Here is a 13,483-nt window from a genome sequence, read left to right as displayed (position 1 = left end):
ATTAGAAGCGGAACTGGCCCCGAAATCCAAACCACTTCTCACCGTTACCGTCCAAAGTGGTGGCGAAAACCACATTGGGGTTAAGACGGTACTCCACTCCAATCTCCTGCTCCGAGGAATCAGAGACCTTTCGGGAGTAGGTGACAAACACCCGATCGTCCACATACTTGCCCACCTCAAAGCGAAGATTCTTATCGATGAAGCTCGGCTCAATCTCCAGTTTGTCCAGACTCAGGGCGGTCCTGAAGGAACGGGTCAAATCCCCCAGGAACTGATTGACAAATTCACCCTCCACCAGCCTCATCACCTCGGAATCGAGATTGGCCCACAGCCTACCATCAAAGGCCTGTCCCATTTTCTCAGGCCACCCTAGTTGGGCCATCAACTCCTGTTGGGATAGATCCTGATCCGATCGGAGGGTGATGTCCAGTTGATCAGCCCTGCCCCTCATGGTGAGAATTACTTCTCCGGCAGTGAGATTGGTCTCCGCCCGCAAATCTACCCAAGGGATGTAGCCATTGATGGGAGCAAAGACCAAACTACCGGAGGTGAGCTGGAATCGGGTACCAAGATAGTTGAAGCTGCCTCGACTTAGCTTTACCGTACCATCCAGCTGTGGCTCCTGCAAAGTTCCCTGGAGACGGGTATCTCCGTGCACCGCCATGTCCAGCCCAAAGCCTTGGACCAATACATCCTCCTTTGCCCTCAGGTGAATGTCCAGGTGTACGTTCCTGGGCAATCCCCCTTGGGACTGGGGAAGTTTCAAGTTTACCCTGCCATCGTCAACCCGCAGGCTGCCCCGAACCACGGGAACAGCGGAGGTTCCCGCCAATCCTAACTCGCCAAAGAATCGACCAGAGCCAAAATCACCGGCCAAGCTGACTCCGTCCACCTGGAAGGTTAGGTCATACTTCCCAGGTACAAGGCCATCGAGGAAGACAACACCGGATCCAAAGACTTTGCCTCGACCCATCTGAGAGTCCAGTCGGCGAAGGATAACCTCGTGCCCAGCCAGTTCAACTGTCAGCTTGACACCCCTAGCTGGCTCCGGCAAACTCCCATGGACTACTTCAGCGCTGAAAAACTCCACCTGTCCCTCGAGTTTCGGATCCTGCCATGTCCCCTGAACCACCACATCACTCATTAGGCGAGGCTGCTGGAAAACTGCACCCATGACATTGACGGATTTCGGCGACTGCTGATTCGGCGCAACGGTCAACCTCAGATCAACATGGGCCCGAGAACGGGGTTGGACCTCGGCGATACCAAGGCTGGTTAAGATCGGTAAGGCCAGATCCACCTGTCCCCTAGCGGTCAAGGTATGGTGGGCCGACTGCAGGGTGAGCCTGTCTAAATGCATCCGAGCCCCATCGAGGAAGAACTCACCGAAGCCTTGGGTAAACCGATGCCCCTGGTACTGTGCCTCGGCCAAGGAGATAGTCCCCCTAACCTTCGGTCTAGTTCGAGTTCCCGTTATCATCAAGTCCCCATCGATTTGCCCGGACAGATGAGCGGGTACCGACAGACTCCCAGGCAATTGCTCCAAAGGGATCCGCCGAGCCTGAAACTTCAGTGCCAGCTCTTGCCAATTCGCGATCTGTCCCTGTCCCGTTAGGGTCGCCTCGCCCCAGTGAACCTGGGATTCCTTGAGGGTAAGAATGCCATCCTGCAGCGCCAGATCAACGGTGGCGGCAAGGGGCTGATCCAGCATCCTGCCATCGCGCACCATCACCTGGGCCTCGCCGCTAGGATCGGAAATTCTCCCCCACACCTGGGCATAACCAGCAACGGGTCCTGCCACAGCCAGCTCTTTAGCCTCTGGAAACAGCAAGGTCAAACCCTCCAGGGAAGCCTGGGCTAGATCCAACTGCAAGTCAAGGGCGGGATCCCTTGGATTCTGGCTCAAATCTACTTCCCCCGATAGCCGGTACACATCGGCTCCCAGCCGCAAACTGACGGAGGGGAGGTGGATGATTCCCTGGGCGAAGGCCACCTGCCCATTGAGCTCATCCAGGCGATATCCACCGACAGCCCCGTCAATGACGGTGACCTCTGCTTTAATCCGCGGCTGAGTCCAGTCGCCGGTCACTTTCCCCTGCCCCTGCAGGAGTCCCTGGAGCCCTTGCCTCTGCCGTAAAGTTAGGTTGAGGGACTCCAGGTCAACGCCCTGGGCCTGAACCAACAGGTTCCATCCCTGGGTCTGGTCGATGACTCCATCGGCCGATACCCTACCTCCACCCACCTGAGCCACCAAACTATCCAGAACCATCGTCTGGTCCTGCCAATGAAACTCGGTGGTCACCTGATCCGCGGTCACCCCATAGGCCCCAAGGCCAGTAACCGTTAGGGTGCCCTCTCCCCTCAAGTTGTCTATCCATCCCTTTATCTCAAGGCCCCCTGCCAGTTGCCCGGTGACGGGTATCCCTTGACCGACAAGGGTGGCGAGCTCTCCGAGGTCCAGTTGGTCGGCGGTAATCCGAAGATCCAAGGCCCCTTGATCTGCCAGGGTAACCTGTCCAGAAAAGTCCAGTTGTTCCTGAGCCAGGCGGAGCTTGCCATCGCTGAGCACCAAGTTCCCGTCGCGCCAGCGAAAGCCCGTTTCCACCCCACCCAGGTGGTGGTCTCGATAGGAGATTCCATCACCAACGACCACCCCTTCCACTTCTACTAGCGGATACTGCCCCGATAACCGAGCTTCGGCAGCCACCTCTCCCGCTAGCTCTGGAACCAGCTGCAGATCTCCAACTTCGAGCCCATCAACGGTGACGATGAAATCCAGTTCCCTATCCAATCCTATCCGGCCCTGGAGATCAACGCTGCCGCTGGGACCCTGCAAACTGAAATAATCGATGTGCAGGCCTTGAGAGGTCAGGACCATTCCCGTTCGAAGGTGCTCAAACTTCCCCTCCTGCCAGGCAAGATCTGTAACAGCCAGATCTCCGATGAATTCCGGAGCACCGCCACCCCCGCCAATGAGCAGGGTGCCGGAAAGGGCCTCAAAGGTCGGTAGGGGGATCGGGGGGGCTTCTGTGATTGATGCAGTAACCAGCTTCCCCAGCCAAGGACTTAACTGCAAATTATCGAAAACCAGGGCGAAGTGATAGTCAAGGGATTGGGGTCCCTTGGTCCTTAGGCTCGGTAACTGAACATGTCCCACTCCCTGGACTTTCCCTCCCAGACCGGTAACGGTTAAGGTATCAACTTCCAGGCGGGGCCCCTTCATACCCCTGGTCCTTCCCACAACGGTGATGGAGTCCCCCAGGAACTTGGCCTGCAAATTAGCGGAAATACCCCCTGGGCCCCAAGCCACGGTCCCGGCCAATCCGGTGATCTCCTCGGGCAAGGCCGCTACCGCCAATGCTCCATCGTAGATTACTATGCGGCGGTGAGCCCGACCATTAATCCCATGGAGCCTAGCCTCGATCCCTTGTCCCTGCTTGATCACCAAGGTGCCGTGACTGACGGTCACTGCAAAGGGTAAGTTTCCCGTCAACATCGTCTGAGCCTCAGAGGAGACAAACTCATTCATCATCACCTGCCAGGCACTCAAGTCGGCTCGATCCACCGTCACTTCTGGTGAGATCAGCTTGACCCAACTAATTACCTCCGTGGGTTGCCACAAAGCCAACAGCAGACCGGCCAGGTCTGCCTTGATCACAATCTTCTCTACTTGGGCCAAAGCTGCGCCATCGGCCGTCAAAGTTACATCGGTAATTTCCAGCTGGCCAAGTCCCGCCGGTCTCATCTCGGCAAAGTCCATAGTAATACCCAGTCTTTCTTCCCACCGCGCTAGGACTCGGTCCCGAATCCAACTCTGTACCGGCAACTGAGTCACTAGGTAAGGAAAGCTAATCAAGGCCAATCCGTAGAGAACCACCAGTGCTGCCACGATGGTCAACAGCCGGTGGGGCGCCAGTTGCTGTCTCATCTGAGGTCACCCCCTTTGCATTGCCCGCAATATTGTATAGTTGGCTACCGGTGAATAGGTCACCTTTGGTGATATCATCCAACCCACAAAGCAAAACCCCGCTGGAGTAGTGATACTCCCAACGGGGCTCAGTCGATGAAATATCTTAATAGGCTCCGGAGCAACCAGCTAATGGGTTACTCAGCCTCTACTTCTACTTCTATTGGTTCAGCCTCGACGGTCTCCAGTGGAGCATCGGACTTGACAGCACCTTCTTGGTCCCTGGGCTGAGGGGGAGCCACGATGGTCAATTCAAATCCAGTCTCACCCTCCAGGTAGTATTGAGTAGCTAGGGTGCTTCTCACAGGCTCAGCATATTGACCATTCCAAGGGGAGGCAGGTGACGAATCCTCTGCTGTCTTCTCACCAAACTCCCGTCCTTCAGTAACCGGTACCAGACCCCTGGTGCCAAAGGGACCACTTGCACCGGATGGATCCTCAAAATCCTCAAACTGGATCTCCGGCTCACCAAAAACGGGAACCGCCTCGTCGTCTTCTGTCCCATGCTTGGAGTTCACATAGGGAACAAACTCAACGACCAGATCCTGATGGCGAGGCCGTTGGGATACTTCCTTGATCAACTTATCGAGGCTCTCGGCATTGCTGGGGGGCGACGGATCCTCAGACTTATTCTCTCCCCCTGCATCAGCCCCATCGTGATAGGGGCTGTAATCGGTAAACAAGTATCCGTAGCCACCGCCTCGAACGGAAACATGCACAGAGCTGGGTTGAGCATTCTCGGGAATATCTAAACGGATGATCTTAGTTTCCCGCTCTCCTCGGTAGGGCCGAATCACCACTTCAACGTTGACAGACTCTCCGGGAGCCACGGTGGTTCTAGCGGGCCTTGCCTTTTCAATCGTGGCCGTCTGGCGACTGGAGTCAATGTCCACCTCCAGTTCCACCCTTTCGATATCGACGGCCTTAAACTCATTGCGCAGTAGCAACTGCGTTACTTCCAGCAGCTCACTCAAAGAGACTGCAGAAATATCAATGGTGCTGTAATAAACATTATCACGGATGATGGGCTCGAGATCATCGGTATAGACTCGATACACTACCCTTGAGGTGCCGGGACCCAAGCGGTCGATTCCCCGGTCAAGGACTCCCAGCAAGGCCGAGGAACTGAACTGGCTGGTAAACTGCTCACTGCGAACCACATCAAACTGATAGTTGGACTCAGTGCCGCTGTCTTTATCCCGCACCCGAACATCATAGTGGACTACAGGAGGCAGTTGCCCGATGGTACCGGCAATTCCTGCCCACCGATCTTCGGAGACGGTGCCCACCGTCTCAATAGGAGAGGCCAGCTTAAATCCGATATCCCGACTGCGGACAATGGCATTGACATAGGCAGTGGAAGCGAAGGCATTGATCTTGCCCCAGTTACCCGCGGTGTGACCAAAGGCGACAAAATTATCGCCGTCCACATAGGTCACCGTTCCAATGGAGGTGAGATTGACGTCACCCCGAACCCACTGTAATCCCAGGGCTGCTCCAGGCTCGATTTCCACATCCTCGGTATTAATTGCCTTGCCGGAACCCATCTGCCCGCCTTCAACGGGATACATCCCCCAGGAACCCGTCTGTTCCGCCAATACATTGAGGGCCCGAGAACTTAGTCCCGAAGCCATCAGCGGTGTCTTCGCTGCTACCATGGTACTGGGATTGAGCGCTATTGGTTCCGTGCCTTGGACTCTGTCCAGCACCTGCAGCATATCTTCAATGGGGGTAATGGCTGCCAAACCATCGGGGTTATTGCGGTAGGCACCGCTGATGGCACCAATCAGTTTGCCATCAACATATACGGGACTGCCGCTCATTCCCTGCACAACCCCACCGGCTCGCTCAATTACTTCATCGCTGACCTTCCCGAGGATCAGGTCGCCACCAGCCCCCGCATCGGGAAGAACGCTTAAGATCTCAACATCAAATTCTTCAATGGTGGTTCCGTGGAAAACGGTCTTGGCAACCCCCTTCATTCCTTCCCTTAGTTGCCCAACAGACATGAACCGGGCATCACTACTCTGGGTTTCGACGGCGGCTGCCGCCACGGGCCACTGCCAAAGCACAGCTCCCATCAATCCGAGCCAGAGCATCAATGAGAAAACAAAAACCCTATGTCGACTAAAGTCCCGTGCCCTCTCCAATCCGTAACCTCCCTTAGTCCGCCAATACCAAGATAGCACTCCCTACCGGCCGTTCCCGTCCATCGGAAGGAAGGTTGAGAACCCTATCTCTGACAACTAACGTAGCACTACCTCCACCATCGAGGTTGATGGCATCCACTGCTCCCAGGGTAATCATCAACTCCGCCAGTTCCCGCAACGTCATGCCAACGCTAACGGCACCTCTGCGGCCATTAACCGTCACGAGTACTATCTCCCCGGTCTCAGTTACTCCGAAACCGGTTCTCGGTGCCCGACCATAAAGCACATCGGACTGAAACCGCTCTTCCACTCCATTGATCGCGATTTTCCCATCCTTCACCAACCTCGGGCCGGCACCGACGGCGTGCACTACTCCCATCTCAATCCAATCGGGCCGCAGTTCCCAATGGGCGGTAACGGGATCACCGACTGCTATATCAGAGAGGAGCTCCCGGCTATTTCCATGGGCAGAAAGTACAAACCCCTGGGGAGGAATCAGGGAATTTCCCTCCTCGGAACAAGCAATGACCACACCCTGCTCTACCACTACTTCCAGTCCAAAGTGGTTGGTTCCTGTGGTTTTGCCATACTCGGGAGTATAAAGGATGAGATCATCGGTCCGCCGGACCCGGTTGACGCCGGAAATGGTGATCGGCTCCCTATCGGCCCATTGAAAATAGCCGACGGCGTCCACTTGATCAATCAGCACTTGTCCCGTTGCCGTGATGCCAAAGGCACTGCGATTATATATCGGATAACCGGCAATCTCACCATCGATCATCAAGAATCCCAGGGGTTTTCCATTGCCGGCAAAGAAATTCCCGTTGACTGCCGCAATGGCATCGTGGGCCTTGGCCATGGAGTCTACCGTCTCCAAGCCGCCGGCTCCCCCCTTAGCCAATACCGGACGAATCGAAGCCCGAGAGCGGGGAGAGACCCGCAAGTAGTTGACAAGCACCTGGCCAGCCTCACCACCCTGCCGGAACTGCCCGTATCGCACCCCGGGAGCAACTAACGTCTCATATCCCTGACGGTAGTTTCTGTTGATATATACCATTAACGTATTGCCCTGAACTTCATGGATCGGTGTGGGGACGGAATGAGCAAGATCAACTACTACCCGAGAGTAGTTGGGGTATTGAGTGATCCGCACCCTTTTTGCCAAGACATCGTCAAGGGCAAAACCCTGTACCCCAGTTCCTACCACGGTATTATGGAGATCGATAATCACCTTGCTCGGGGAAGGGGTGCTCCACACCCGATAGGACAGAGGTCCTTCAAGACCTAGCTGCACCACAAGTCCATCAGTGTCACTGTCAACGCTGACCGACTGCAAGTGGGCTCCCTTGTTACCCGCGGCTGGTTCCTTGGCCGCCACCTGGTCCCATACACCAAGAGTCACCACTGCACCTATACTTATGTAGATCAATAAGAGAAATAGTATTCCCCTGGTCTGGAAAAATCTGTCGCCAAATTTACCCATACACCACACTCCCGTCTGGCTGTTTATTTCTTGTTTTCCCTGGGTAATCCTGCCGTCCCAAGGTCCAGGTAATATTTGACTTACCCTTGCCAAAAAAATCCGGGGCAGGTGTAAGACCTACCCCGAAAGCTAAGCTATCGCCTTCTGTCGCCTTCCCACATCTCCTCTACCCAACGGTGGATATCTCTGGTAAGGCGTAAAGTGGTGTTGGTGGTTCGCTGAATTTCCCGTAACAAGCGGGTATTTTGGTTGACGGCATCCAGTACCCGATCGTCACGACCGGGGGGTCTGCGACGGTCATACCCTCTGTCCCACGGGTCCATGCCCCAGTAATACTCATCGTATTCATCCGGTACCCTTGGTCTACCTGCCATGCTGTATCCCCCTTCTAGAATGCTAAGACTCGGTCTTACCAACAAAGCCGAATACGCTTTCAGTCTATGCATAAAGGGGAGAGCCTTCATAGGAGCAGGGGGTAGTTATCGGGAAATTAGGTAGCAGGTACTAACATCTCCGGTTCTATTTACTCTGCAAGTACTCCTTGTACTCAGACGCATAGTCCCGGGCCATGTTCTTGGAGTACTTTTTCATGAAAGCTTGGGAAAACTCATGGGCATCAATCTCAAAACAGGCCAACAGATCGATGTAGTACATCATCACATCGACAAGCTCCTCAACGAAGGCTTCGCGCACGCCGGGCTCATCCATAATGGCCCCCTCGCCCCGTTTCTTGATAATGGCTATGGCCTCCCCCATCTCCTCCAGCATCCACAACAGGTAGCTGCGCCCCTCCTTGGGTGAAAGGGGTGCCCACTTCCCCTGATTCTTTTCCTGCAGGTCCCTTTGCATTGCGATCATCTCAGATATTTTCAGGTCCAGCATCCTATCCCCCTCAGTCCGTCTGCAGTTCAGACATGCCAGTATACAAAAACACCCGATGATCAACCGGGTGTTAAGCTCCTGTTATTTTCTCGACTCCGGATCTTGGTCGTCGGCAACATGCCCAGCCAGTTGTTGGTAGATCATCTCCGCCAGCCCCAGGGACTTAGTCTCAGCTAGGGTCCCAGCCAGCTCTTCATCGAGCATGTCCTGCCAGACCTTTTCCGCGTTACTGCGGGCAAACATTCCTTGAGATTCCGGTACCGTCTGTCGCATGGCCTTGACCAATTGGTGGGCAAAGAGGGCCTCCAGTTCCCGGGCCGCCTCCATCAGCGCCGCCTTGTTCTGCCGCGGCTGCTGGGACTCGTCCTGCTTCATGGTAGACTGCAGGACTTCAGAGAATTGACTACCCTCGGCGCTGCCCCTCTCCAGATTGCGGCGAGTATCAGTTCCGTATTTATAGGCGGTGTGAGTTCCGATTTTCATCGTACCTGACATACCCGATCCCCCAGACTATATTGTCTCCAGTTCCCCGTATAGGGCCCCCGCCTCTTTGATAGCCTGTAAAATGGCGATCACATCCCGAGGCGAAGCACCAACGGCATTAAGCGCATTGACCAGATCCTCTACACTGGCTCCCGTCGGCAAGACTGCCAGCTGACCGGGCTCTTCCTCAACCTGCAGACGAGTCTGACGGGTAACCACCGTTTCACCATCACTGAAGGGAGGCGGTTGGGAAACCACATCCTCGGTCCCCACTCTTACCGTCAGGCCCCCATGGGACACCGCTACCGTGGCGAGACGAACCCGATGTCCGATCACTACCGTCCCCGTTCGTTCGTTGATTACCACTCTAGCCATAGAGTCCGTAGCCACCGGCAATTCTTCCATTAACGTGATGAAATCAACCAAACTCTCCTGATACCGACTGGGGATCACTACTTCCACCGCACTGCCATCGATGGCCTGAGCCAAATTATCTCCCAATTCTGCGTTGATGGCTGTCGCGACACGACTGGCGGTGGTAAAATCCGGCTGATGCAACAGCCAGGTGATCCTCCCATCGGCACCTATTTCGCTGATCACTCGACCCTCGACGATGGCACCGGAGGGAATACGGCCTACGGTTGCATGATTTCTCGCGGCGCTGCTGCCACCGGCGGAAGCTTCAAAACCCCCGATGGACACGGCACCCTGGGCCACGGCATACACCTGCCCATCTCCGGCCTGCAAAGGTGTCTGGAGCAAGAAGCCACCGGCCAAACTCCTGGCACTCCCCAGGGACGAAACGGTGACATCAATGGTATCACCAGGCCTGGCAAAGGGTGGCAACTCCGCTGTCACGGTCACCGCCGCGGCATTGCGAGACCGCAACTCACTTTCCGCAATGGTCAGACCAAAACGCTCCAACATATTGGCCACCATCTGCAAACTAGCCCCGCTGCTATCTCCCGTTCCCGCCAAGCCCACCACCAATCCCAACCCCACTAATTGGTTGCTCCTGACCCCATCAACCCGAGCGATATCCTTGACTCGCATCTGGGGCTGGCCAAGATCGGAGGATATTTTTTGGGAAGGGGGAGTCATCGGCGCCGGCGGACTTTCCTCCCTTTGGACCGGGAAAACATATACCTGCGGTAATCCATCATCGGAAGCATAGCCAAGATGGGGAAGCATCAGCAGGCACAGAAGCAGGATTGCGGCGACTGAAATGGGTCTAACTACCCATCGGCAACTTTGTATGAGCAACGGATTACTACCCCCTCGACTGACAAAACCGAAATTAGAACAACCAATTGAGCAGCCGGCTAAGTATTCCCGGCTCCTGTTTGGAGCCCAACGCACCCTCACCACTGTATGAAATGGTAGCATTGGCCACATAGGTCGACAAGACACTATTGTCCCGAGCTACATCCTGAGGCCGAATTGTCCCTGATACGGTAATTTGCTGCTCTTCTCCGTTGACAATTATCCTTTGCTTGCCTTCGATTTGCAGGTTACCATTGGGTTCGATGGCCTTGACCATGGCGGTCAATTTGGCGGACAGGGTTCCTCCCCGGGTGGTACTGCCTCCAGCTTCGAAATCTTCGCTACCGTCAACGGAAATCAAGGGGATGAAGTCTAGAAGGCCTCCGCCGGGGCCAATCCCCACTCCTGCCGATTGCCCGGTAGTGGTCTGGGCTGTGGACCGGGCTTCCGTCCGCTCAACAATGATAATGGTGACCAAGTCTCCTACCTGCAAAGCCTTGTGATCGCTAAACAACGAGCCCGAAGTTTGAGTATTCCACAGGGACTGGGCCTGAACCTCACAGACAGCCGGCAGGGACAACAGTACCATCAAGCACAACACACCAAAGACCCGTGATCTTGGTTTTCCCATCACTGAATCCACCTTCAGTTCAAAGATTAGCTCGCCCCTCAAGGAAACAGTCTAACACTGACGACACCTAATCCCGTTACCGTGGCAAAGATAACCCTGTCGCTTTGCACATTGCGTACAGGTATCACTTCGCCCCAATCGCCGTCCTCCAGGGCAAGACCAACGGCAGTAATCCTAATCCCATCCCCGGAGGCGACAATGGTCACCCTTTGTCCCTCAACTATTGGAGGGATGGGCTCAAGATCACCCTCGGTGAGCACTTTCCCGCTGCGGAGAAACCGGGTGGCCCGCATTCCCTCCACCGTCTGGGGATCGGTTACTGCCCTTCCGACAAAGCGGCGGGGAGATACCGTTGCTGGAGCCAACAGGTCGGTCCTTAGCGGTGCCCCTCTACCAACATCCTCCACTAACACCCAAACCTCAACTAGCTCCTCAGGCTTGGGGACATCGGCCAAGGGCTGTTCTGGCCCTGGAGCCAACTCTTCCGTCTCCGGGGCCACGGGCGGATCGCTGCGATACACGACAATCCGTTCCTGCTCGGTATTAGTGGTTATTTTCAAGCCCTGCAGGGAAAAACCAGCCCGCCGCAGTCTCACTTCAACATGACCGGGACTGAGATGGCGGGTCAAACCCGGCATCGGAGCCCTGCCCACCACCACGCCAGCCAATTCCTCGGCTAAGGAGGGATTAGCCCCTTCAAAGACCGCAATTTCCCCTAAAAGGATGTCATCGTCATGGACTACGGCACCATCCTGCATGACGATGGTTACCACCGAGTTAGCACTGGCTAGTTGGGAGAAGACCCCACCAAGCACGATGAATCCGATGACACAGGCTAACCACCAGCCCATCGCGGAGAGGTTACGCCGCTGCCCCTTGGTTCTGACACCAACCAATTACCCTCTACCTCCGCAGGTTATTAGCGGTTTGAAGCATGTCGTCAGAGGCCTGGATCGCCTTGGAGTTGGTCTCGTAGGCCCTTTGAGCAACGATCATATTCACCATTTCTTCTACTACCTGCACGTTGGACATTTCTAGATATCCGTTGGCAATAGCTCCAAAACCGTCTAAGTCAGGATAGCCGACGATGGGTTGACCGGAGGCAACACTGGCTGCCAAGAGGTTTCTTCCCAAGTTGCGCAATCCCGCGGGATTGACAAATCTCACCAGTTCGATTTGGCCCGCACGCTGGGGAACGTCATCAATTCCTGCACGCTGTACCGACACGGTGCCATCGGTTCCGACATTCACGCTCACAGCATCATCGGGAATAATAATTTCCGGCCAGAGGGGGAAGCCGTCGGAGGTAACGATCCGGCCTTCGCCATCCTTCTTGAAGGCTCCATCTCGGGTATAGGCAATGGTGCCATCGGGACGCAGCACCTGGAAAAAGCCCTCTCCCTCAATCACCAGATCTAAGGGGTTGTCCGTCTGCTTAAAGGTGCCTTGAGTAAAAATCTTCTGGGTCGCCACTGGCCTGACGCCGTGACCGGTTTGAATTCCCGTCGGAATCTGCGCACCGGCAGCCACCGGAGTACCGGCATACCGGGACGATTGATACAACAGATCCTGAAAATCCACTCTGCTTTTTTTGTAGCCGGTGGTATTGACGTTGGCGAGGTTGTTAGCCATGGTATCGATACTCAACTGCTGCCCCATCATGCCCGATGCGGCAGTCCACAACGAACGCATCATTTCATATTCCTCCCGAATCCGGCGGCCTCAATCGGTCAGCCGCCTCGGGCCCCTGCTAGTCGGCAGTCCAGCCCGATGTCAAGATGATTATGCTAACCTTCCCACTTCGTTGACCACTTTACCCAAAGCTTCATCCTGGGCCTGAATCGCCCTTTGACTCGCTTCATAGCTGCGAGTGGCATTAATCATGTTCACCATCTCACTGATGACGTTGACATTGGATTGCTCCCAATCGCCTTGGCTAACGGTCACCCCCGTCGCCTCTTGGGCTAGGCCAGCAGCCTCTAGGGCTTCAAAGTACTGCCCGGCATGTTTGATCAGCCCGGCGTTGTTGGCAAAGGTGACAATTCGAAGCCTGTCCACCAACTGGTTGTTAACGAACACCTGCCCATCACTATCGATATCCACGGTGTTACCGGCTATGGTGATGGGCCCGTTTACTCCCAGTACAGGATCCCCCGACGAAGTCACCAAAAGGCCCTCTTCATTCGCGGTGAACCTGCCATTCCTGGTGTATCGCACCCCCTGGGGAGTGTCAACGGTGAAAAAACCATCGCCGACGATGGCTACATCCAGGGAATTACCGGTATGCTGTAGCGCCCCCGGTGTGAACCTAGTGTAGCTGCGAACCACCTCAGCCCCGGTTCCCAGGGCACCTACGGGACGATGGGTCTGCCGTTGAACGGGAGTACCATCGCCTTCGAGGGCATGGAGCCACATTTGCCGAAAGGACTCCACCACAACCTGATCCTGCTTGAAGCCGGCAGTGTTAACATTGGCGAGATTATTGCTGGTCACGTCCATTCTCGCCTGGTCCACTAGCATCGCGGAAGCCGCAGTATATATCCCTCGGAGCAACACCTGTCCCTCCCTTCTCCAAAAGGGTGGTTTCTAAAGATAGTACCTCATAGTTTATATCGGCAAGAAAA

Annotated in this window: 11 protein-coding genes; all 11 read right to left on the bottom strand. The window is 55.4% G+C overall.

Features of this window, described 5'->3' with window-relative positions; genetic code table 11:
* Window position 1: 1 nt before the first annotated feature.
* Window positions 2–3,928 carry a hypothetical protein gene (locus GX030_01135; protein ID NLV90982.1) on the bottom strand — a complete coding sequence of 1,309 codons (3,927 nt, stop codon included), beginning with the start codon at window positions 3,926–3,928 and terminating at the stop codon, window positions 2–4.
* A 176-nt stretch (window positions 3,929–4,104) separates the two neighbouring features.
* Window positions 4,105–6,117, bottom strand: a complete 2,013-nt coding sequence (locus tag GX030_01130; protein ID NLV90981.1) for a hypothetical protein — start codon at window positions 6,115–6,117, stop codon at window positions 4,105–4,107.
* 13 nt (window positions 6,118–6,130) lie between these two features.
* Window positions 6,131–7,600, bottom strand: coding sequence for an AMIN domain-containing protein (locus tag GX030_01125; GenBank protein ID NLV90980.1), 1,470 nt, complete (start codon window positions 7,598–7,600; stop codon window positions 6,131–6,133).
* Between the two features lie 134 nt (window positions 7,601–7,734).
* On the bottom strand, window positions 7,735–7,974 hold the full coding sequence (locus GX030_01120; GenBank protein NLV90979.1) for a hypothetical protein: 240 nt from the start codon (window positions 7,972–7,974) through the stop codon (window positions 7,735–7,737).
* A gap of 145 nt (window positions 7,975–8,119) precedes the next feature.
* Complete coding sequence (locus GX030_01115; GenBank protein ID NLV90978.1) at window positions 8,120–8,482, bottom strand: nucleotide pyrophosphohydrolase; 363 nt, start codon at window positions 8,480–8,482, stop codon at window positions 8,120–8,122.
* Window positions 8,483–8,563: 81 nt separating this feature from the next.
* Window positions 8,564–8,977, bottom strand: coding sequence for a hypothetical protein (locus GX030_01110; GenBank protein NLV90977.1), 414 nt, complete (start codon window positions 8,975–8,977; stop codon window positions 8,564–8,566).
* A gap of 15 nt (window positions 8,978–8,992) precedes the next feature.
* On the bottom strand, window positions 8,993–10,228 hold the full coding sequence (locus tag GX030_01105) for a flagellar basal body P-ring protein FlgI (protein ID NLV90976.1): 1,236 nt from the start codon (window positions 10,226–10,228) through the stop codon (window positions 8,993–8,995).
* Window positions 10,229–10,262: 34 nt separating this feature from the next.
* The gene (locus GX030_01100; GenBank protein ID NLV90975.1) at window positions 10,263–10,859 is read right to left on the bottom strand and encodes a flagellar basal body L-ring protein FlgH; all 597 of its coding nucleotides are present in this window, start codon (window positions 10,857–10,859) and stop codon (window positions 10,263–10,265) included.
* Window positions 10,860–10,897: 38 nt separating this feature from the next.
* Window positions 10,898–11,755 (bottom strand): flagellar basal body P-ring formation protein FlgA, encoded by an 858-nt coding sequence (gene flgA / locus GX030_01095; protein NLV90974.1) that lies wholly within the window; start codon window positions 11,753–11,755, stop codon window positions 10,898–10,900.
* A 7-nt stretch (window positions 11,756–11,762) separates the two neighbouring features.
* Window positions 11,763–12,554 carry a flagellar basal-body rod protein FlgG gene (flgG, locus tag GX030_01090; protein NLV90973.1) on the bottom strand — a complete coding sequence of 264 codons (792 nt, stop codon included), beginning with the start codon at window positions 12,552–12,554 and terminating at the stop codon, window positions 11,763–11,765.
* A gap of 87 nt (window positions 12,555–12,641) precedes the next feature.
* Window positions 12,642–13,412 (bottom strand): flagellar basal-body rod protein FlgF, encoded by a 771-nt coding sequence (gene flgF / locus GX030_01085; GenBank protein NLV90972.1) that lies wholly within the window; start codon window positions 13,410–13,412, stop codon window positions 12,642–12,644.
* Between the last annotated feature and the right edge of the window lie 71 nt (window positions 13,413–13,483).

The sequence above is a fragment of the Bacillota bacterium genome (assembly GCA_012727955.1).
Lineage (GTDB): Bacteria > Bacillota > Limnochordia > DTU087 > JAAYGB01 > JAAYGB01.
Note: the sequence above shows the minus strand (reverse complement) of the source record. Positions and strands in the feature narration are given on the sequence as shown.

Excerpts from the sequence above, each read along its gene's own strand:
- GX030_01135 (NLV90982.1), bottom strand. The coding sequence starts at position 3,928 with ATGAGACAGCAACTGGCGCCCCACCGGCTGTTGACCATCGTGGCAGCA.
- GX030_01120 (NLV90979.1), bottom strand. The coding sequence starts at position 7,974 with ATGGCAGGTAGACCAAGGGTACCGGATGAATACGATGAGTATTACTGG.
- GX030_01115 (NLV90978.1), bottom strand. The coding sequence starts at position 8,482 with ATGCTGGACCTGAAAATATCTGAGATGATCGCAATGCAAAGGGACCTG.
- GX030_01125 (NLV90980.1), bottom strand. The coding sequence starts at position 7,600 with ATGGGTAAATTTGGCGACAGATTTTTCCAGACCAGGGGAATACTATTT.
- GX030_01110 (NLV90977.1), bottom strand. The coding sequence starts at position 8,977 with ATGTCAGGTACGATGAAAATCGGAACTCACACCGCCTATAAATACGGA.
- GX030_01100 (NLV90975.1), bottom strand. The coding sequence starts at position 10,859 with ATGGGAAAACCAAGATCACGGGTCTTTGGTGTGTTGTGCTTGATGGTA.
- flgG (NLV90973.1), bottom strand. The coding sequence starts at position 12,554 with ATGATGCGTTCGTTGTGGACTGCCGCATCGGGCATGATGGGGCAGCAG.